The sequence below is a fragment of the Clostridia bacterium genome, from assembly GCA_017620395.1.
Taxonomy (GTDB): Bacteria; Bacillota; Clostridia; order Oscillospirales; family RGIG8002; genus RGIG8002.
This window is the reverse complement of the sequence record JAFZQJ010000014.1, coordinates 1-20198: the sequence shown is the minus strand read 5'-3', so window position 1 is coordinate 20198 and position 20198 is coordinate 1. Positions and strand designations below refer to the sequence as shown.

Below are 20198 nucleotides of genomic sequence, written 5' to 3'. Positions count from 1 at the left end.
ACGTTTATTCCGCGATGACTCCGTCGCGGATGCGGATGGTCACGTCGGCTTTCCTGCCGATCGCCTCGTCGTGTGTGACTATTACGACGCAGTAGCCGCGGTCGTGCGCGAGCGAACGGAGCAGCTCGAATATCTTGGCGCTGTTGTCCTCGTCGAGATTGCCGGTCGGCTCGTCAGCGAGAAGCACCTTCGTTTCCATGCCGAGCGCGCGGGCTATCGCGACGCGCTGCTGCTCGCCGCCGGAAAGCATCGCGGGGAAGCGGTCGAGCACGTCCGCGGGAAGCCCGACGCTTTCGACGAGCTCAGCCGCGCGCTCCTTCGCCTCGGCGGGCTTCATTCCGCGCAGCTCCATCGGATACATTACGTTCTCCGATACCGTCAGCAGAGGGAAAAGCCGGAAGTCTTGATATATGACGGAGACCTTTTCTCGGCGGTACTTCTCGAGGTCGGCCTCGGACGTCGGCACGCCGTCGCATACGATCTGTCCGGACGTCGGCAGATCGAGGCCCGCGATGAGCGAAAGCAGAGTGGTTTTTCCGCTGCCGGAGCGCCCCATAAGCGCGTAGACCTTGCCCGAGTCGAAACCGCAGGAGATACCGTTGATCGCGTCTACGGTGCGGTATTTGTTTTTATATGAATATCTGACGTCGTTAAGTTCGATAATGCTCATTTCATCTACTCCTTTGAAGACAGAAGCCCCATAAGCTTCGTTTTGCCGATCATACGCACCGAAACGGCGCAGCCGGCGAGATAGCATACGGCGAACGCCGCCGCGGCTGCCGGCGGGAGCCAACCTCCCGCGTTGAAAACGGGGATCGCGGCGGCTCCGATAAGCGTGCCCGCGCCGCAGAGCAGCGCCTGCTCGAAGAAGAAGGATGAGAATATGCGTTTTCCGTTCGCGCCGAAGCCGCGCATCAGCGCGAACTCCTGCTTCCTGCCGTTTATCAGCAGCCACGAAATGACGAATCCGCACACGGCGACAAGCGCCGCGATGACCGCCATCATGACCGTGCCGGTCGTAACGTATCTGCCGAGCGTCTCGGTCAGCCGGACGAAGCCGGCGTCGTTGAGCACGAGCGTCAGGCGTATCCGCCCGAGCTTGCCGACGCGGCTGAAGCCGGCGTCATAAAGCGTTTTTCTGACCTCGTCGAGTCCGCTCGCGGAGGTGAAGGTGAAGCGGCAGGTCGAGAGGGTTATCTGCGAGTAGTAATAGTAGTCCAGCGGATCGTAGTTCGCGGGCGGCGTGTAGTAGTTGTAGTAGCTGTAGCTCGGCCCGGGATGCTCCTCAGGGTCGTATTCGCCGAAAAGCGCGTCCGGCGGCAGCGCCCACGCGAGCGGAACGTATATCTGCGCCCTGCCCGTCTGCTTGTATATACCGACGACCTTCAGCGACTGGCCGAGCTCGGAGCGGTATCCGAAGGCGTCCTCGAGGAAGGTCACGCTGAAATCGTCGCCGGCTTTGAGCCCGTGCGCCTTCGCGAAGCCGTCGCCGACGACTGCGGGGATGGTGTAGTCGTCGAATTCATAGACGACCTCGCCCGTTTCGGCGACTGCCTTCTTCGGCCCGCTTCGGTAATGCGACAGGAACGGCTCGTACTTATCGTCGGCGAGGAAGCTTTCGTCCCAGCCGTCGAGCCATTCGACGACCGGCTCGGAGTAGTAGAAATCCTTCGCACCCGCGAGGGCGTTCACCGCGGTTATATCCGGCTGCGTCGCGATCCAGTCCTCGCGCTGCTCTATGCCGAAGGAGGTGTGGGAAAACGGCGGCTCCTCGGAGGGTATCCAGTAGCGGAACGGTTTTGAAACGTAAACGCCGTCGACGTTGTCGAGCGCGAGCAGAGAGCGGACGTTTTCGGGAGAAATGATGAGTCCGGAGTACCAGCGGCCGTTCGTGCTTACGGCGTTTCCGGTGATCGTCATACCGTTATAGGCGGCGTCGAGCTCGTTTCGCCAGCCCTGATACATGCCGGAGAGGAAAACGACCGTGACGGTCAGCACCGCGGCGACCGCGGGAACGATAAGCGAACGCATACCGCCGCGTTTAATCGAGAGCGCCGCGAAGCGGATGCTTCCGCGTCCGGCGGCTGAAGTGCGGCCGCTCGGAACGCGCACGCGGCTGCTGCCGCGGTCGAATGTTCCCGCGCGGTAGGCGCGCCGCATGAATATCAGACAGAACGCAAGCGAGAGCAGCATCATACCCGCCCATGCCGCGAGCGTCGGGAGAACGGAGCGCGGCGCGGAAAGTTCGACGGTTTTCCTTACGCCTATCGCGGTTTCGCTGTAAAGCAGGGGAGAATCCGCGCCGGATAACGCCGTTCGCGTCACGGCGGAGTATATGACCGGCAGCGTGAAGTGTCCCGCGGCCGCGCCGAGCAGGGAAGCGGACGCGGTTATCAGCAGCGCGCCGGAGAGCAGCCACGCGGCCACGGAGCGGCGCGGCGTCCCGAGCGAGACCATTATCTTCACGTTTCCGTCCTGTCTTCCGACGAAGAGAAAGGCGAAGAAAAGCAACACCGTTACCGCGCCTACGGAGCATACGACGGCTACGTCGGCGGCGGTCGCTATAATCGATTCGAGCGGCCTGACCGCGTCGGAGTAGCCCTGATCGTAGACCGTCAGGCGCACGCCGGAGGGCAGGGAAGCGGAGATGCGTTCCGCCGTCTCCTGCGCGGAGGCGTTGTCGAGCCGCAGCGTGCCGAGACGGTAGCCGAAAAGCGGCGAGCCGAAGCCGTCGCCGACCGCCCATATCCTGCCGGAGAAATCGTCCGACCAGTTGGTTATCCCCGCCACGCGCAGCGTCTTTTGTACCGGCGCGACGTCGAGATCATAGCGCGAATCCTCCGCAGAGGTCAGCAGCGTGACGTGTATCTCGCCGCCGGGCGAAAGGTCGAGGGCGTAAGCGATATTCGGTGTGATTATACACGAGTCCCTGTCTTCGGGCGAGGGGATCTCGCCGCGCTCCGCGTAGACGAGCCCCTGATGGAACTCGTAAAGGTCGTTCACGTCGTCGGCGCTGTCGAGCACAAGACAGTTGTTGAGTGTGTTATAGAGCTCCGCGGTCTGCGCGAAGATCGCCGGTTCCGTGCCGTCGCGGAGCGCGAACGGCGAGCCGTCGTATCCCTTAATCGAAACGACCTCGAAGCTCGCGATGCCGTTATACGGCTCAACCGAGTTTTTCGGCAGGAAGACGCCGTGCGCGATATAGCTTTTGCCCTTCTCGGGGATGAAATCGAGCTCGCCGGGGATGAGGTTGACGAGTCTGTTCTCCTTGAAGTCGGCGGCGTAAAGCACCTCGCTGACGCGCGCGGAGTAGTATGAGATCGCGCTTTTGTCCTCGCGCGGAATGATGACGCCGACGAGATTGAAATTCTCGTCATATTGACAATTGTTTTCGTCAAGTGGGTATTCTTCGCCGTTTTCCGTCAGTATATAAGCTCTGCTGATATAGTCGCGATCCTGAACGACCTCGAATTCGCCCTCGTAGCCGAAGAGCTCGCGCGGCACGTCCGCAATGGGTATGAAGTTATATACCTCGCGATAGACCGGATTGCCGATGCCGCTGAGCACGACGACTCCGTAATCGGCGTATTTCGACGACGTGCTCTTGTTCGTGAAGCCGTCCGCGAAGACTATGTCCGAGCGCGTTTCCGTCCAGTCCTCGACGCCCTCCGGCAGCTTGCCGAAAAACGCCCCGACGTTTTCGGCGGCCGCCCTTGCGAAAGGATCGGCAGCGTTTTCGTCGGGGTAGTCTCCGCCCATGTATTCGAGCAATCCTACGGAGCGGTACGCGTCGTTGCAGCGGTCTATTATCTTCCCGCTGTATGAAAGCACGCCGAGCGACAGTACGAGCGAAAACGTCAGCGCGGTTATCAAAATGAAAAACAGCGCCGTGCGCCCGCGCGCTCTTATATTCGTATTGATTCCGTTTCTGAAAATCATATCTCGAGTTCCTCCGTTCCTTTAAGAGACTCGGAAAACGGGATAATATTACAATTCGCCGTTGCCGTTGAAGAATGCGTTACGGCGTCCGGCGCGCGGGGTTATCTCTGTCTTGCAAGAGAGCCGCTCTCGAGCTTTGTGTATTCCTTATCGAGATAGAGCTTGTGGTCGGCGCGCTGCTGGCACTGCTGGAAGGTGTCGCCGCCGGCGCGCAGCTCGTCGAAGCCGATCCCGACGCTGATGTTGTACGGAATATTCTGCACGGCGGAGCCGAGCTCGATCTGAGCGCGTATCTCGGCGGGGAGGTTCTCGATGTCCTTCTCTGAGCCGGGGTGCATGATGAGTATGAATTCGTCGCCGCCGTAGCGCCCGAGGAAAAGTGGGAAGTTATAGCGCTGCGTGGCGTTGCGGAGCGCGTCGGAAATTATCCTCAGCGCGCGGTCGCCTTCGGCGTGACCGTAGGTGTCGTTGATGCCCTTGAAGTCGTTTATATCGAGCATCATGACGTAGGTCCTGCGCCCCTCCTTGCGGAGGTTCGGCTGCGAAACGTAGCGGAGCAGCTGCCCGCGGTTGTTGAGCTGCGTCAGCGGGTCGGTGGAGATGCGCTCGTCCATCTGCTGGATGTAGAATACCAGCATGAGTATCGCGCAGGCGAAGCAGAATATCGGGGTGGTCGTCAGCGCCAGCAGTTGCACGGCGCTGCCCGCGATGACTATCAGCGGGAAGAAACCGACGGATACGTGCTTTTTCATTTCGATCGGGTTATCCTCGATCTTTATCTTCCGTACCGAGAAGACTATGACCACGACTATGTAGATGAACGGCACCGCGACGAGGAAGATATCGAACGCGGGCATGGTTTCGAGGTTCTCGTCTATCAGCACCTGAGGCGCGGCGATATAGGTCGCGATAAGCGCGGCGGTGGACAGGATCAGGGGGAGCATAATGCCGAATATGGTTCCGCGTCTGTCTCTGTCGACGACCTCCTCGACCGCCATGACGAAGCGCAGCCACAGGTAAGTCATCGCCGCCATGATAAGGCAGTTGGCGAAGTTGGTCACGAAGACCGAGAAGTGCGTCTTCGGAATAATTCCGGAGTCGACTCCCGCCCAGACCGAGTCGGAGACGAAGTAGAGCATGAACGCTATAAGCGCTCTGTCGAACTTGATCTGCTTTTCCTGACGGTCGATGCTGGCAAGATCGTGCGCCAGCATGATGCCGAAGATTATCGCGCATATCACGTTGGAAACGGTATAGTAAAGGAAATACTGTTGAGGCACGTTTATCAGCTCCTTTCGCGTTGGACGGGACGGGGGTTTTCGCTTTACAGGATCTCGCGCAGGGCGCGGATATAGGACGGGTTGCTGCCGCAGCAGCCGCCGACGTAGCTGACGTATTCGAGCGCGGGCTCGACCTCGCGCACGAAGGTCGCCGCGTCGTACTCGGCGGCGGAGCTCCCGTCGGAAGCGGAGATCGGCTTGCCCGCGTTGGGCTTGAAGACGAGCGGCAGGTCGGTCTTCTCCGCGAATTCGCGTATGACCGGCAGCGCGAGGTCGGGCCCGAGCGAGCAGTTCATACCGATTGCGTCAATGCCGAGGGGCGTCAGGACGTCGATGACCTGCTGAACGGTGTTGCCCATTATCGTGCGGCCGACCTTCTCGAAGGTCATCGTGCAGTAGACGGGTACGTTATACTGCTTCGCGACGGTCGTAGCGATGCGCATCATTTCCAGATCCATAAAGGTCTGTATCATGATGCTGTCCGGCTTTTCCTCCATGCCGGAGCCGATATGCTCCTCGTATATCTCGCGGCACTCGGTTTCGGAAAGCTCGCCGTACGGCTCGAGCAGCGCGGAAAGCGGCCCGACGGAGAGCGAGACCTCGGCTTTGCCGCCGACGGCTTCGCGCGCGAGGCGCACTCCCGCCTTGACGATCTCCGGCGTCGTGTAAGCGGACGAACGCTTGACGGCGGGACCGTTCGCGCCGAAGGTGTTGGCGAGAATGATCTGCGAGCCGGCGTCGAGGTATTCCGCGGCCAGCTCTTTGACTATCTCCGGATGCTCTATATTATAAGTCCATACGGGTTTTTTCGGGAAGCCGTATTTGTCGGCCTTTTCCCAGAGACTTGTTCCTACCGCTCCGTCAAGGAGCACGATATCCTTTTTCATAAGTATCACCTTTTGGATATGTCGGGAGCGCGGAGTCAATACAGCTTCGCGCCGGCGGGGATGTGTGGGTCGACCTGGAGCAGATGCAGCTTCTCCTCCTCGCCCTCCTTGTGGACAGCGCTGATGAGCATGCCGCAGCTCTCGATGCCCATCATCGGGCGGGGCGGCAGGTTGACTATCGCGATGCAGGTCTTGCCGATAAGCTGCTCCGGCTCGTAGAAGGCGTGTATGCCGCTGAGTATCGTGCGCGGAGCGCCGGTGCCGTCGTCGAGGGTGAACTTCAGCAGCTTCTTGCTCTTCGGCACCGCCTCGCATTCCAGCACCTTCACGGCGCGGAAATCGCTCTTCGAGAAGGTCTCAAAGTCGACGAAATCCTCAAACAGCGGCTCGATCACGACGTTGGAGAAGTCGGGCTTCTCGGCGGAAATGATCGGCGCTCCCTCGATCGCGGGAGCGGCTTCGTTCGCTTCGGAGCCGGCGGTTTCGCTCCTGTTCTGCTGGTCGAGCGGCTTCATCGTCGGGAAGAAGAGGACGTCACGGATGGAGGGGCTGTCCGTCAGCAGCATGGTGAGACGGTCGATGCCGTAGCCGATGCCGCCGGTGGGGGGCATACCGAGCTCAAGCGCGTTGAGGAAGTCCTCGTCGGTGTGGTTCGCCTCGGCGTCGCCGGCGGCGGCGAGGGAGTCCTGCGCCCTGAAGCGCTCGCGCTGGTCGATCGGGTCGTTCAGCTCGGAGTAGGCGTTGCACATCTCCCAGCCGTTGACGTAGAGCTCGAAGCGTTCGACGTAGTCGGGCGCGCCGGGCTTGCGCTTCGTCAGCGGCGATATCTCGATCGGGTGGTCCATGACGAAGACGGGCTGTATCAGATGCTCCTCGACGAACTCGTCGAAGAAGATGTTGAGGATGTCGCCCCTCTTGTGATGCGGCTCGTAGTGCACGTCACGCTCGTCGGCGATCTTCTTCGCCTCTTCGTCGCTGAGCCCGGAGAAGTCGACGCCGGCGTACTTCTTGACGGCTTCGAGCATCGTTATGCGCGCGAAGGGCTGCGAGAAGTCGATCTCGTGCTCGCCGAAGGTGAACTTTTCGCTTCCGCAGACCTCGCGGGCGAGGTGGCGGAACATATTCTCGGTCAGGTCCATCATGCCGTGGTAGTCGGTGTAGGCCTGATAAAGCTCCATAAGGGTGAATTCGGGGTTGTGCCTCGTGTCGAGCCCCTCGTTGCGGAAGACGCGTCCGATTTCGTAGACGCGTTCGAGTCCGCCGACGATGAGGCGCTTTAAGTAAAGCTCGAGCGAAATGCGCAGCTTGACGTCGAGGTCGAGCGCGTTGTAGTGCGTTTCAAACGGCCTCGCGGCGGCGCCTCCGGCGTTGGAGACGAGTATCGGCGTTTCTACCTCGATGAAGCCCTGCGCGTCGAGGTAGCGGCGTATCTCGCTTATGATGCGCGAACGCTTGACGAATGTCTCGCGCACGTCCTGATTCATCACGAGGTCAACGTAGCGCTGGCGGTAGCGCAGGTCGGTGTTCGTCAGCCCGTGGTACTTCTCGGGCAGCACCTGCAGACTCTTGCTCAGCAGCGTGAAGCTCTCGGCGTGTACGCTTATCTCGCCCGTCTTCGTGCGGAAGACGAAGCCGGTAACGCCGACTATGTCGCCGACGTCGTCCTTTTTGAAGTCGGCGTAGGCCTCTTCGCCGATCGAGTCGCGGGCGACGTAGACCTGTATCAGCCCCTTGAGGTCCTGCACGTGGCAGAAGGACGCCTTGCCCATTATGCGGCGGCTCATCATTCTGCCGGCGATCGAGACGGTCTTGCCCTCGAGGGCGTCGAAGCCGTCGCGTATCTCGCTGCTGTGGTGGGTGACGTCGAACCTCGTGATGAGGAAGGGGTCCTTGCCGGCCGCCTGCAGCTCCGCGAGCTTCGCCCTGCGTATGGCGACCTGCTCGCTGACGTTTATTTCGGAACGGTCAAATTCGTTTTCGTTCATAACAGGGTTTCCTTTCGCTTGTGAAAAAAGTCAAGCCGCAGGGAATACCTGCGGCCCGGATGCGGTAGTCGTTGCGAATGCCGCTGAAGACGTTGCGGAGAGCCCGCTTACTTGCTGATGCTCTTGATCTTGTACTTCAGCAGGCCCGCGGGCGCCTCGACCTTGACGGTGTCGCCCGCCTTGTGCCCCATAAGAGCCGCGCCGAGCGGGGACCTGTCGGAGATCTTGTTGTCCATGGGATCCGCTTCCGCCGAGCCGACGATGGTATATTCTTCGGTTTCCTTCAGCTCGCAGTCGGTGACCTTGACGATGGAGCCGATGGTGATGACGTCGTCGCTGATATTTTCTTCCTCGAAGATCTCGGCGGTGGCGATGGCGGCTTCGAGCTCCTTGATCTTGGCTTCGACCATGGCCTGCTCGTTTTTCGCCTCGTCGTATTCGCTGTTTTCGGAGAGGTCTCCGAAGGAGCGGGCGACCTTGATCTTTTCGGTAACTTCCTTGCGTTTTTCGGTAATGAGGTACTCGAGCTCTTCCTGAGCCTTTTTGAGTCCTTCTTTGGTGCGAATCGCTGACATTGTATCATCCTCTTTCATATCGGTATCCTGTTTCGGATACCATTCTGTATATTATACAGAAATATTATGTGGATGTCAATAGAAAAACCCGCGGAAAATTAAAAATACGGGGCGAAAAACGCCCCGTATCTTCAATCGGTCAGTTACTTGTTCTTTCCCTTGAAATACTTATCCGAGAATTTGCCGCCGAGGCGCTCGATGAAGAGCTCGCGCGCCGCTTCGACGGAGCCCTTTTCGATATCCGCCTTGTTCAGCAGCACCGCGTTGTTGTAGGTGAAGTAGATATAGAACGCATCGTCGGTCTCATACACCTTGCTTATCTGGTCGAAACCCAGATAGGTCTCGGTCGTGTCAGTGCCGTTGTCGCTGAAGACGTATGCGCCTTCGGGCGAGAGGCGGATGATGTTGACCAGGGAGTGAAGCTGCGTCTGTGTGTTCCAGTGCAGGAGCAGCTGCTTTTTCATCATGCGGTTCATCAGCGGCGCCCAGAACGCGCCGAGCACGATCATGCCGGCGGCGAGTATCAGCGACGGGGTGAACTGGAAGCCCGTTTCGGATTTCAGCAGTCTGTCGACCTGCAGCGCGCCGATGACGATACCGGCGATCACGAGCCCGATGGAGTACATCAGGTTGCGGGTCGAACGCTTGCCGCGGACGTTGATGTGGAAGAGGTTGAACTTGCAGAAGAGGTCTTCGTCATAGGCGACGGCGGCCTCGACGACCGCGTCGTGCGAGGTGATGAGCTTGACAGGAACGCTCGTGCGGCGCGCTTCGAGGTAGTAGCGCTTGTCGTCGGCGGCGCCGATCGAGAACGCCTTGCGCGGCAGGATGCCTCCGGAGATTATGTCGCGGAAGAGTCCCTCCTTGGAGATGCCGTCGAAGATGAAGCCGACGGTCCCGTTCTCCTTGCAGAGCGCCTTCAGCTCCTCCTCGCCGTGGATGTAGTCGCACTTGCCCTCGCCGTAGTCGTCGATATAGTTGTCGATAAAGCGCTGCAGCGTGCCCGCCGTGACGGCGCAGGAGGGCTCGGTGAAGACGGCTTCGCCTTCGCCGCCGGCGTGGAAGAAGCGCACCTTCTGGCCTTCGCCTTCGGCGGAGGTCTCTTCGCGGAGCGCGCCGAGGAACTTCTCGACGTCGACCCCCTTGACGACGCGGTATATCGGCTCGAACTCGAACGCGTCGGAACGTATGTTTATCAGCTCCGCCATCGCGTAGCGCGCGGGATGCTCCGCGGCCTCGGCGTCGGTCAGCTTGCCCTTGAGCTTTTCGTACGCCTCCTTCGCGGCGACGAGGGAATGGTTGCCGTCGGCGACGACGAGCAGCAGCGGCGCGGCGTCGGGGTCGGTGCCGTATTTGTCGGAGACGTATTTCTTCTCCGCCATCGAGGCGAGAACGCCGTCGATGCGCTCGGCTTCTTCGGCGGAGACCTTCCAGCCGGCGATGTGTCCGCCGTGCTCCGGCAGGTCGAAGTCGTAGAGCTTCTCGAATTCCGCCTTCTTCGCGGCGAGCGGCTCGATGAGCTGCTTTTCAGCGTCGTCGGCGAAGATCACGAGGTGACTGACCTCGCCGGGGGATTTCTCCCTGACCGTCACGCGCGGTGGTACGCGCTCGAAGACGGTTTCCTCGGAGGCGCGAACGAGCGTTTCCGCGTAGCGGGAGGGCTCGTACTGCTCGAGGTCTACCGCGCCGAGTATGCCGCAGCGGGTCTTTCCGTTTTTAAGCCCGCGCTCGACGTAGATGTAGCAGTCGGGGTATTCGGCCATGAGGTCGCCGCCGAGGTATTCGCTGAAGCGGCGGCGTATTTCGCCCGCCTTTTCGGCGACGTCGGCGCCGGCGAGCTCGGCTTCGGGCAGGATGAGGTTGAGCGCGGAGGGCGCGTCGCCGCGCGCTTCGCGCGCGTTTTTCCAGTATTCCGGCTCGGAGGTGTACTGATCGCAGGCGATGACCGCCCATTTTTGCAGGTCCGCGTCCTTCGGGATGAGGAAGTCGGCTTTTTTGAAGGGGTTGATGCTCATATCCTTCTCCGTTCCGCCGCAAGCGGCAGTTAATATCAAATACGGGACTATTATAACAGAATAATAACGGTTTGGCAATAGAAAAAAGAAAACCGTCCGCGGCGGCGGACGGTTTTGAACGATATTGTTTTGCGGCGGCGCCGAAGCTCCGCGTCAGACGATGAATCTCTCCAGCTCCGCGGGAATGTCGGCGCGGTCGGCGGAGATCGTCAGCGTGTACTGCGTGAGGGTGTCTTCGGAAAGCGCGCCGAGGCGCTCGATGAACGCGGCGAGCTCGGCGAAGTCCTTGCCGCCTATCTTCATGCAGTTGTCGACGAAAATCTTGGTCGTGTCGTAGTTGGCGGCGTTGGTGCCGGCGATGAAAGCGTAAAGCTGGTCGTAGCCGTTGATGCCGTAGTCGTCGCTGTCGATCAGCTTGACGTTGGGCTTCAGATCGTAGGTGAGCTTCGCGGACTTCTCGATGCATACGATGTGGCCGTGCTCCTCGCGTTCGGCGGCGTTGATCTCCTCGATCAGGCGCTTGGTCTTGCCGCTTCCTTTTTTGCCGACTATCAATCTTATCATAACGGATCACTCCTTTGTTGCTTGATGATTATATTATACATTATCATCGGGAGCTTTTCAAGGGGTTTCACCCTAATTTCTCAATCTTTTGTTCAAATCTTCACGAAGCTCCTCGAAACCGGGCTTGCCGAGCAGCGCGAACATATTCTTCTTATAGCTTTCCACGCCGGGCTGGTCGAAGGGGTTGACGCCGAGCATGTAGGCGGAAATGCCGCACGCCTTCTCGAAGAAGTATACCAGCGCGCCGACGTTGTATTCGTCGAGCTTCTCGACGCGGATGACTACGTTCGGGACGCCGCCGTCGCAGTGGGCGAGTATCGTGCCCTGCTGCGCCATGCGGTTGACGAAGGAGACCTTCTTCCCGTTGAGGAAGGCGATGCCGTCGTTGCTCGCGCCGAGGTCGTAGTCGGTCGCGGAGTTCTCTATCGACAGGACGGTCTCGAACATGATGCGCTGGCCGTCCTGGATATACTGTCCCATCGAATGCAGGTCGGTGGAGAAGGCGCAGGCGGCGGGGAAGAGACCTCTGCCTTCCTTGCCCTCGCTCTCGCCGTAAAGCTGCTTGAACCATTCGGCGAACATCGTCAGCCGCGGCTCGTAGCTTACCATTATCTCAATGCTCTTGCCGAGGTTGAGCATCGCGTAACGCGCGAGCGCGTACTCCTCGGCCTGCGTGCCGACGCCACGCTGCGCGTTGGCGGAGTCGGCGGCGCCGCGGAGCAGCTCGTCGATATCGCAGCCGGCGACGGCGATCGGGAGCAGTCCGACTGCGGAGAGCACGGAGAATCTGCCGCCGACGTCGTCCGGAACGACGAAGCTTTCCCAGCCCTTGCGGTTAGTCAGCTCCTTCAGTGCGCCGCGCGATCTGTCGGTGGTGACGAAGATGCGCCTGTCGGCGGCGGTCCCGTACTTCTCCGTCAGCAGGCGGAAGAAGGCGCGGAACGCAACGCCGGGTTCAGTCGTGGTGCCGGATTTGGAGATGACGTTGATGCAGAAATCCTTGTCGCGGCATATGTCGAGCAGCTCGTTGAGCGCGTCCGCGCTGACGGAGTTGCCGGCGAAGTAGATCTTCGGCCCTTCGCAGAGCTCGTTGTGGTAGGTTCCCTTAATCGCCTCGATGACGGCGCGCGCTCCGAGGTAGGAGCCGCCGATGCCGATGACGACGAAGACCTCCGCGTGCTCTCTGATGCGTTCGGCGGCGGCCTTTATGCGGCGTACCTCGTTTCTGTCGTAGTTGAAGGGGAGCTCCTGCCAGCCGAGGAAACCGTTGCCCCTGCCGATGCCGCGTTCGAGCGTGGCGACGGCGTCGTCGCCCTCCGGACGGAGCCTTTCGATGAGTCTTTTCGCTTCATCGCCGATGAAGGTAAGGTCGGTCTTGATCATTTTTACCATCCTTTGCTTTTGAGAATTATATCAGAGCATTATAAACTTTTTCAGCAGCTCCAGCAGGCAGAAGCCGTAGCCGCGTTCCTCGACCGTTTCGGCCGCGTATATGCCGGAGGAATAGACGGTCTCGCCGCCCGCGGTCCAGATCAGCGCGCCGATCTCGTCGCCCGCCTCGACGGGCGCCTCGAGATATTCGGGGAGCTCTGCCGTGCATTCCGGCCGTTTTGAAAAGGACTTTTCGACGAGCAGGCTTTTCGGAATAACGGCGTCCGCGGCGACCTGCTCCTTCACGCCGCCTCTGACGGCGACGGGAGGTATTTCGGGCTTCTCCAGCGGGAGCAGGCGGTAGTTCGCGAAGCCGTAGTTCAGCATCGCCTTCGCGGCGTCGAAACGCGCCGTGCCGGAGGAGCTGCCGAGCACGACGGCGATCAGCTGCATCCCGTCGCGCTTCGCGGCGGCGGAAACGCAGTATTTCGCGCCGTCTGTGGAGCCGGTCTTCAGCCCGTTCGCGCCTTGGTAAAAGCGTATCAGCTTGTTTGTGTTCGTCAGCCCGAATTCGCCGCCGCGCACTGAGTCGGTCCATATGGTCGAATAGTCGAAGATAAGCTCGTGTCCGAGCAGCTCGCGGCTCATCAGCGCGATATCGTAGGCGCTGCTGTAATGCCCCTCCGCGTCGAGCCCCGTGCAGTTGACGAAGTTCGTGTCCGTCATTCCGAGCTCCGCGGCGCGGCGGTTCATACGCGCGACGAACTCGTCCTCGCTGCCTGCGACGTGCTCGCCGAGCGCAACGCAGGCGTCATTCGCGGAAGCGACGACGACGCTTTTGAGAATATCGCGCAGCGGCATCTGCTCGTTTTCGCGCAGGTATATCTGGCTGCCGCCCATCGAGGACGCGTGCGTACTCACGGTAACGGTATCGTCGAGCGAGATCTCGCCCGCCTCGAGCGCCTCGGCCGCGAGCAGCACGCTCATTATCTTCGTGACGCTCGCCATCGGCATCCGTTCGTGCTCCGCGCGGGCGTAAAGCACCTCGCCGCTCTCGTATTCCATCAGCAGCGCGGCGCGGCAGTCGAGCGCGAGGTCGGGGTAATCCCGCGCCTGCGCGAACGGGACTCCCGCGTTCGCGAGCAGCAGCGAGAGAAATACCGCCGTCAGTTTTTTCAACATATATATCCTCTCCTTTCGGTTTCAGAGAATATATATGCCGGCGGCGGCCCCGCTAACACTATTCGACCGCGAACGGAGCCATGCTTTCCGCGAACGCCGGATCGTCGGTGTAGGCGAGCAGGTCGAGCGGCTGGGAAAGGTCGAGGCTGAATATGCCCATGATGGACTTGCCGTCCACGGTGTAGCGTCCGCCGGAAAGGTCGACTGCGAAGTCGCAGCGGCTCACGGCGTCGACGAAGGCTTTCACGTCGTTGATTGTCGTCAGCGCGATCTTGATTCTTGTCACGGTAGGCGCCTCCTTTGCGCGGGCGGGTGATTCCGCCCTCCTGATGATAAAATTATACCGCATTTTGTCCCCGCGTTCAAGATGCAGTTGAAAAATATCCGCAAAAGATGTATAATCATTTGCGGTGATATTTATGAGGTACAAGATCGTCACTCTCGGCTGCAAGGCGAATCAGTACGACAGCGCGTATATGTCCCGGCTGCTCACCGCGGCGGGACACGTTGCCGTAAGCGAGTCGCCGGAGCTTTGCATAATCAACTCCTGCACCGTCACCGCGATCGCGGACGGCAAGAGCGGCAAGGCGCTGCGCCGCGCGCGGCGCGAAAACCCCGACGCCGTCATAGTGCTGACCGGCTGCATGGCGCAGACGCGCGAGGACGCGGCCGCGGCCTTCCCCGAGGCCGATATGATAATCGGGATAACCGAACAGCGCGACATAGTCCGCCTGCTCGACGGGCATTTGAAAAAGGGCGGCAGAAGCGTCCTCGTCGGCGAGAACAACGGCGGCGTTTCTTCGTTTATAGAAGCGTTCCCTGCGCACTCCCGCGCCTTCCTGAAGATCGAGGACGGCTGCGACAACTTCTGCGCCTACTGCGTAATACCCTACGCGCGCGGACGCGTGCGCTCAAAGCCGGAGGATGCGGTGCTCGACGAGATCGCCACGCTGACCGACGGCGGCTACAACGAGCTGGTGCTGACCGGAATAAATATGTCCGCCTACGGCAGGGACTTCGGCGGCAGCTTCCTCGGGCTGCTGAAAAAGATAGGGGAGCAGGGGAAGGCGAAGCGCGTGCGCGTTTCGTCGATAGACCCTAACCTGCTGACCGACGAATTCATAGAAGCGGCGGGGAAGATGGACTTCCTCTGTCCGCACTTCCACCTTTCGCTGCAGAGCGGATGCGACGCGACGCTCGCCCGTATGGGCAGGCGGTACACGACGGAGTTTCTCGCCTCGGCGGCGGAAAAGCTACGCGCCGCGATCCCGAACGTGCAGTTCACCGGCGACGTGATCGTCGGCTTCCCCGGCGAGACGGAGGAGGAATTCGCGGCGACCTGCGAATTCGTCGGGCGGCTGCGTCCGCTCGATCTGCACGTCTTCCCGTATTCGCGCCGCAAGGGCACCCGCGCCGCGTCGATGCCCGATCAGGTGCCGCAGGAGATCAAGCGCCTGCGGAGCGAAAAGCTCATCGCGCTCGTGAACGCCATCCGCGCCGAAGTCATAGCGGAAGCGGAAAAGCGCCCCTTGAGCGTGCTTTTCGAGACGGAAAAGGGCGGTGTTTTCGAGGGCTTCTCGCGCGAGTATATCCCCGTGAAACGCAAGGGCGCCTACCGCTGCGGCGAGGTCTTCGACGTCGCGCCGGAGGCGTGAAATGAATAATAAATGAAGAAAGCCGCGATGCGTCTGCATCGCGGCTTCGTTTTTGAGTTTAATCGTCCGGCGGGGGCTGGAAGCCGCTGTCGCTTTCGGAAGATTCGGGCGGCGTCGGGGGTTCGGGAGGCGTCTCGGAGGAGCTTTCCGGCGGGGTCTCGGCGGAGGAGGAGCTGTCCTGCTGCGCCTCGGAGGAGGACGGGATATCCGGCTCGGAGCTGTAGCTGCTGTCCGGAACGTCCGCGGAGCTTGTCTCCGTTTCGCTTCCGTCGTTTCCCGCGCCGTTTCCGGCGCTGCTCGAGCTCCTTCTTCTGCGCGAAGAGGACGAGCCGGCGCTTTCCCTGCTGCTCTCGCTTCGGACGCTGCTTTCGTCGCCGCTTTCGTCGGTCCGGCTCGCGCTTGTCGTGTGACTCGAGAAAACGTAGCCGCCGGGGACGAAGTTGCCGCCGTCGTCGCCGCCGTCGGAAGTGACGGTGGCAAGCAGCGAGAAGACCGTCACGAGCACGACGAATACGCCAACCGCCGCCAGCGTAAGAACGATCTGGCGGTGTTTTCTCGCGGCCGCGCCGGCGTCGTCGGCGTTACCGAGCGTGCCGCCGCAGTATATACACACACGGCTCCTGTCGGGAAGCTCGTTCCCGCAGAAGGGGCATTCTCGCATTATCACGCGGCTTCTCCTTCTCTTTCCGGAGGGGTATTATTTTGCATAGTCGACGGCGCGGCTTTCGCGCACGACGTTGACCTTGATCTGACCGGGATACTCCAGCTCTTCCTCGATCTTGGCGGCTATCTCGCGGGCGAGAAGCGTCATCTGATCGTCGCTGATATCCTCGGGGCGTACCATAACGCGCACTTCGCGTCCGGCCTGGATGGCGAAGGTCTTTTCGACGCCCTTGAAGGAGGAGGTGAGCTCCTCGAGGCGTTCAAGACGCTTTATGTAGTTCTCGAGGTTCTCGCGGCGCGCGCCCGGTCTGGCGGCGGAAATGGCGTCCGCGGCCTGAACGATGAACGCCGTGACGGTCTTCGCCTCAACGTCGCCGTGGTGGGCGGCGATGGCGTGGACGACCTCGTCGCTCTCGCGGTGCTTCTTGGCGAAGTCGACGCCGAGCTGGATGTGGGAGCCCTCGAACTCGTGGTCGAGCGCCTTGCCGATGTCATGCAGCAGGCCGGCGCGCTTGGCGAGCATGACGTCGCTGCCCATTTCCGCGGCGAGCGCGGCGGAGATGTTGGCGACCTCGATGGAGTGCTTCAGCACGTTCTGGCCGTAGCTGGTGCGGTAGCGCAGACGGCCGATGAGCTTGACGATCTCGGGATGTATGCCGTGGAGGCCGAGGTCCATAACGGTCTTCTCGCCCTCCTGCTTGATGGTGGCTTCAACGTCGCGGCGCGCCTTCTCGACCGTCTCTTCGATGCGGGCGGGATGGATGCGGCCGTCGGAGATGAGCTTCTCGAGCGACTGGCGCGCGATTTCTCTGCGCACCGGCTCGAAGCAGGAAATGGTTATCGCCTCGGGCGTGTCGTCGATGATGATGTCGACGCCGGTCAGCGTTTCGATGGCGCGGATGTTGCGGCCCTCGCGGCCGATGATGCGGCCCTTCATGTCGTCGTTGGGAAGCGGCACGACGGAGACGGCGGTCTCGGCGACGTAGTCGGACGCCATCTTCTGCACCGCCACGGAAAGCACCTCGCGGGCGAGGGATTCCTGCTCGTCGCGCAGGTTCTCCTCGTACGCGCTGATGCGGACGGCCTTCTCGTGAACGAGCTTGTCTTCGAGAGTCTGGAGCAGGTATTCCTTCGCCTTATCGGTGGAATAGCCGCTGATGCGCTCGAGCATTTCGAGCTGAGCCTTCTTGACCTGCTCGACCTCGGCGTTCTTGGCGTCGAGATTGGCGAGCTTGGCGTTGAGGGATTCCTCCTTGCGCTCGAACTGCTCTATCTTCTTGTCAAGGGACTCTTCCTTCTGGACGATGCGCTTTTCCTGCCGCTGAACTTCGCTTCTTCTTTCGCGGAGCTCTCTGTCGGCTTCGTTTCTGTTCCTGATGATCTCTTCCTTAGCCTCGATTACCGCTTCCTTCTTTTTGCTCTCCGCGGTCTTCAAAGCCTCGTTGATGATGCGCTTGGCTTCGTCTTCGGCGTATCCGATCTGCTGTTCGGCGCTCTTTTTGCGGTAGTTGAAGCCCAGCCGCCACGCGATGACGCCGAGGATGACGCCGCCGGCGACAAAGCCTATCGCAGCGTATAGCCACTGCATTGTGGTTCCTCCTTTTTTGTTGTTGCCGTATTAAAACCGGCTCAGTAATGTTTGGATTTTATGAAAGTTTTTATCACGGGAGCGGACGTGAAAATACGCTTTTTCCCGATTATATATAAAAATATTCATAACATACACACCTATCATACTCCATATAGCACGGGTTTGTCAAGATAATTTGTCTGCGTGTGTGAGTTTTTTGTGCAATACTCCACAAAATGCAAAAAGGTATTTACTTTTCCGGCCGACTTTGGTATAATGCTTGCAATATGAGATAAAAGAGGGAGAGCGCGCTAACGTGCTCCTGCACATATCCGCAATTTAGGAGATGAAGAAATGTACGGTCAGGATAAGTTTTACGCTCCCGCCGCGCGCAGGAAAGAGATAAAGGAAAACCGCTTCTACACCGAATGCCTCGAGCCGCCGGAAAGCATAAAGGCGATAGTCGAGAACAGCGCCGACAAATTCGGCGGCAACAACGCCTTCGGCATCCGTATCGGCGAAGGGAAGTTCAGATATATCACCTTCCGCGACTTCAAGGCGCAGATCGACGCGCTCGGAACGGCGTTCATCGAGCTGGGTCTGAAGGGCAAGCACGTTGCCGTCATCGGCGAGAACAGCTACGAATGGTGCCTTTCGTGGATGGCGGTAGTCTGCGGCACCGGCGTCGTCTGCAACCTCGACAGGGAGCTTTCGATAGAAGAGCTCACGACGCTGCTCGAGAAGGGCGACATCAGCGCCGTCGTCTATTCCAACGACGTCAAGGCGAAGATGGAGGAACTGCGCAAGATCCGCGGCGACGTGACCTATATCTGCATGCAGGAATCGGAGACCGACCCCTGCCTGCCGAAGCTTATACAGCGCGGCGCGACCGGCATCCTCGCCGGCAACCGCGAGTTCGTGGACGCCAAGATCGACCGCAACGCCTTCGCGGTGCTGCTTTTCACCTCCGGGACCTCCGGAATGGCGAAGGGCGTTATGCTCTCGAATAAGAATATATGCTTCGACATCTGGGCTATGGACCAGAGAAACGACCTGCAGCCGGACGACACCTTCCTTACCTTCCTGCCGCTGCACCACATCCTGCAGTGCAGCCTTAGCTTCGTGCAGCCGGTCTACGCGGGCTGCTGCAACTATTTCTCGCGCGGCATCCGCTATCTGCTGAAGGACCTGCAGGAGGTCAAACCGACGATGTTCTTCGCCGTGCCGCTGATCGTTGAGACCTTCTATACGCAGATAATGCTGAAGATAAAGCAGAAGCGCGGCGGAACCATGGCGCTCGACGCGGGCATCCTCGCGACGAAGGCGCTCGGCGCCGTCGGCGTGAATCTCGAGAAGCGCCTGTTCAAGCAGGTGCACGAGGCTTTCGGCGGCAAACTGCGCTTCCTTATGTGCGGCGCGGCTCCGCTGCTCCCGATCGCGCAGACGACCTTCCGCAACATGGGCGTAACGATCGGCACCGGCTACGGACTGACCGAGACCTCGCCCGTCAACACCTCCGAATACCGCGACGTTTACCGCCCCGGCTCCTCCGGCCCCGCGCTCACGGGAGTCAGGATCAAGATCGACAACCCCGACGAAAACGGAGTCGGCGAGATCTGCATCAAGGGCGACAACGTCATGCTCGGCTACTACAAGGATCCTGAAGCGACCGCCGCCGTTATGAAGAACGGCTGGTTCCACAGCGGCGACCTGGGCTACCTCGACAAGGAGGGCTGGCTCTTCGTCACCGGCAGAGAGAAGAACGTCATCGTGCTGAAAAACGGCAAAAAGATCTCCCCCGAGGAGATGGAGACCGTGCTGACGAGGGAGCTTTCGATCCTCGAATGCATCGTCGAGGGCGAGGAGAACCCCGTAACGAAGGACGTCGCCATCGTCGCCACGATCGTGCCGGACTACGAAAGCATCAAGCGCCTGAACCTCTGCGATCCGGACAACGCCTTCGCGGTCGAGAAACTCGTCGCCGCGGACGTCGAGAAGGTCAACAAGACGCTTGTCGGCTACAAGCGCATCACCAAATGGGTTATCCGTCGGGAAGAGTTCGAGAAGACCACTACCCGCAAGATAAAGAGATATAAAAAGTAAGAACAGAGGTGTAACCATGGATAATTTTGAAAAGATCAAGCAGATACTTATCGACGAGATAGGTATCGAAAAGGACAAGATAATGCCCGCCAGCGACCTTCGCGACGACCTGCATTTCAACTCGCTGGAGTTCGCGCAGCTCGCCAACTCCGTCGAGGAGGAGTTCTCCGTCTCCATCCCGGACGAAGCGCTCGAGGACGTCCGCACGATCCAGGACATCCTGGACCTGCTGGATAAGTAAAAAGCGAGAATCAAACGGAAAGACCGGCCAAAGGGCGCGCAAATTAGGGATAAGTCGGGTTTTGAACGGCTGTTTCCCGCCCATGCTTCACAAAAAACAGCGGTCATACATCAAGTATGACCGCTGTTTTGTTGTTTTGCCTGAACGATAAACATCTCGTTCAAAACT

16 protein-coding genes are annotated in these 20198 nt (G+C 60.0%); 3 read left to right on the top strand and 13 right to left on the bottom strand.

The window, feature by feature from the left end:
• Positions 1-4: 4 nt before the first annotated feature.
• The 11 genes from J5441_02575 to J5441_02525 form a co-directional block, all read right to left on the bottom strand.
• Positions 5-670, bottom strand: coding sequence for an ABC transporter ATP-binding protein (locus tag J5441_02575; protein MBO4934039.1), 666 nt, complete (start codon positions 668-670; stop codon positions 5-7).
• A gap of 5 nt (positions 671-675) precedes the next feature.
• Complete coding sequence (locus tag J5441_02570) at positions 676-3939, bottom strand: hypothetical protein (GenBank protein ID MBO4934038.1); 3264 nt, start codon at positions 3937-3939, stop codon at positions 676-678.
• A 101-nt stretch (positions 3940-4040) separates the two neighbouring features.
• Entirely contained in the window at positions 4041-5219 is a 1179-nt protein-coding gene (locus J5441_02565; GenBank protein ID MBO4934037.1) for a GGDEF domain-containing protein, read from the bottom strand.
• A gap of 44 nt (positions 5220-5263) precedes the next feature.
• Positions 5264-6106, bottom strand: a complete 843-nt coding sequence (locus J5441_02560) for a homocysteine S-methyltransferase family protein (protein ID MBO4934036.1) — start codon at positions 6104-6106, stop codon at positions 5264-5266.
• Positions 6107-6141: 35 nt separating this feature from the next.
• Positions 6142-8091: a lysine--tRNA ligase gene (lysS, locus tag J5441_02555; protein MBO4934035.1), complete on the bottom strand. Its 1950-nt coding sequence runs from the start codon at positions 8089-8091 to the stop codon at positions 6142-6144.
• Between the two features lie 107 nt (positions 8092-8198).
• Entirely contained in the window at positions 8199-8666 is a 468-nt protein-coding gene (gene greA / locus J5441_02550) for a transcription elongation factor GreA (GenBank protein ID MBO4934034.1), read from the bottom strand.
• A gap of 143 nt (positions 8667-8809) precedes the next feature.
• Positions 8810-10681 (bottom strand): DUF1015 family protein, encoded by a 1872-nt coding sequence (locus tag J5441_02545; GenBank protein MBO4934033.1) that lies wholly within the window; start codon positions 10679-10681, stop codon positions 8810-8812.
• 153 nt (positions 10682-10834) lie between these two features.
• Positions 10835-11245: a hypothetical protein gene (locus J5441_02540; protein ID MBO4934032.1), complete on the bottom strand. Its 411-nt coding sequence runs from the start codon at positions 11243-11245 to the stop codon at positions 10835-10837.
• 72 nt (positions 11246-11317) lie between these two features.
• The gene (locus J5441_02535; protein MBO4934031.1) at positions 11318-12637 is read right to left on the bottom strand and encodes a glucose-6-phosphate isomerase; all 1320 of its coding nucleotides are present in this window, start codon (positions 12635-12637) and stop codon (positions 11318-11320) included.
• 21 nt (positions 12638-12658) lie between these two features.
• Positions 12659-13798 (bottom strand): D-alanyl-D-alanine carboxypeptidase, encoded by a 1140-nt coding sequence (locus tag J5441_02530; protein MBO4934030.1) that lies wholly within the window; start codon positions 13796-13798, stop codon positions 12659-12661.
• A 58-nt stretch (positions 13799-13856) separates the two neighbouring features.
• The gene (locus tag J5441_02525; GenBank protein MBO4934029.1) at positions 13857-14084 is read right to left on the bottom strand and encodes an HPr family phosphocarrier protein; all 228 of its coding nucleotides are present in this window, start codon (positions 14082-14084) and stop codon (positions 13857-13859) included.
• A 133-nt stretch (positions 14085-14217) separates the two neighbouring features.
• Here J5441_02525 and mtaB point away from each other — a divergent pair, with 133 nt between their 5' ends.
• Positions 14218-15453 (top strand): tRNA (N(6)-L-threonylcarbamoyladenosine(37)-C(2))-methylthiotransferase MtaB, encoded by a 1236-nt coding sequence (mtaB, locus tag J5441_02520; protein ID MBO4934028.1) that lies wholly within the window; start codon positions 14218-14220, stop codon positions 15451-15453.
• 58 nt (positions 15454-15511) lie between these two features.
• Here the strand turns inward: mtaB and J5441_02515 are convergent, their stop codons facing one another.
• Both J5441_02515 and rny read right to left on the bottom strand, forming a co-directional pair.
• Positions 15512-16120 carry a zinc ribbon domain-containing protein gene (locus tag J5441_02515; protein ID MBO4934027.1) on the bottom strand — a complete coding sequence of 203 codons (609 nt, stop codon included), beginning with the start codon at positions 16118-16120 and terminating at the stop codon, positions 15512-15514.
• 30 nt (positions 16121-16150) lie between these two features.
• A complete protein-coding gene (gene rny, locus J5441_02510) occupies positions 16151-17704 on the bottom strand; it encodes a ribonuclease Y (protein MBO4934026.1) in 1554 nt (517 codons plus the stop codon).
• A 336-nt stretch (positions 17705-18040) separates the two neighbouring features.
• Here rny and J5441_02505 point away from each other — a divergent pair, with 336 nt between their 5' ends.
• The gene (locus J5441_02505) at positions 18041-19789 is read left to right on the top strand and encodes an AMP-binding protein (GenBank protein ID MBO4934025.1); all 1749 of its coding nucleotides are present in this window, start codon (positions 18041-18043) and stop codon (positions 19787-19789) included.
• 16 nt (positions 19790-19805) lie between these two features.
• Positions 19806-20030 (top strand): acyl carrier protein, encoded by a 225-nt coding sequence (locus J5441_02500; protein ID MBO4934024.1) that lies wholly within the window; start codon positions 19806-19808, stop codon positions 20028-20030.
• Positions 20031-20198 lie beyond the last annotated feature (168 nt).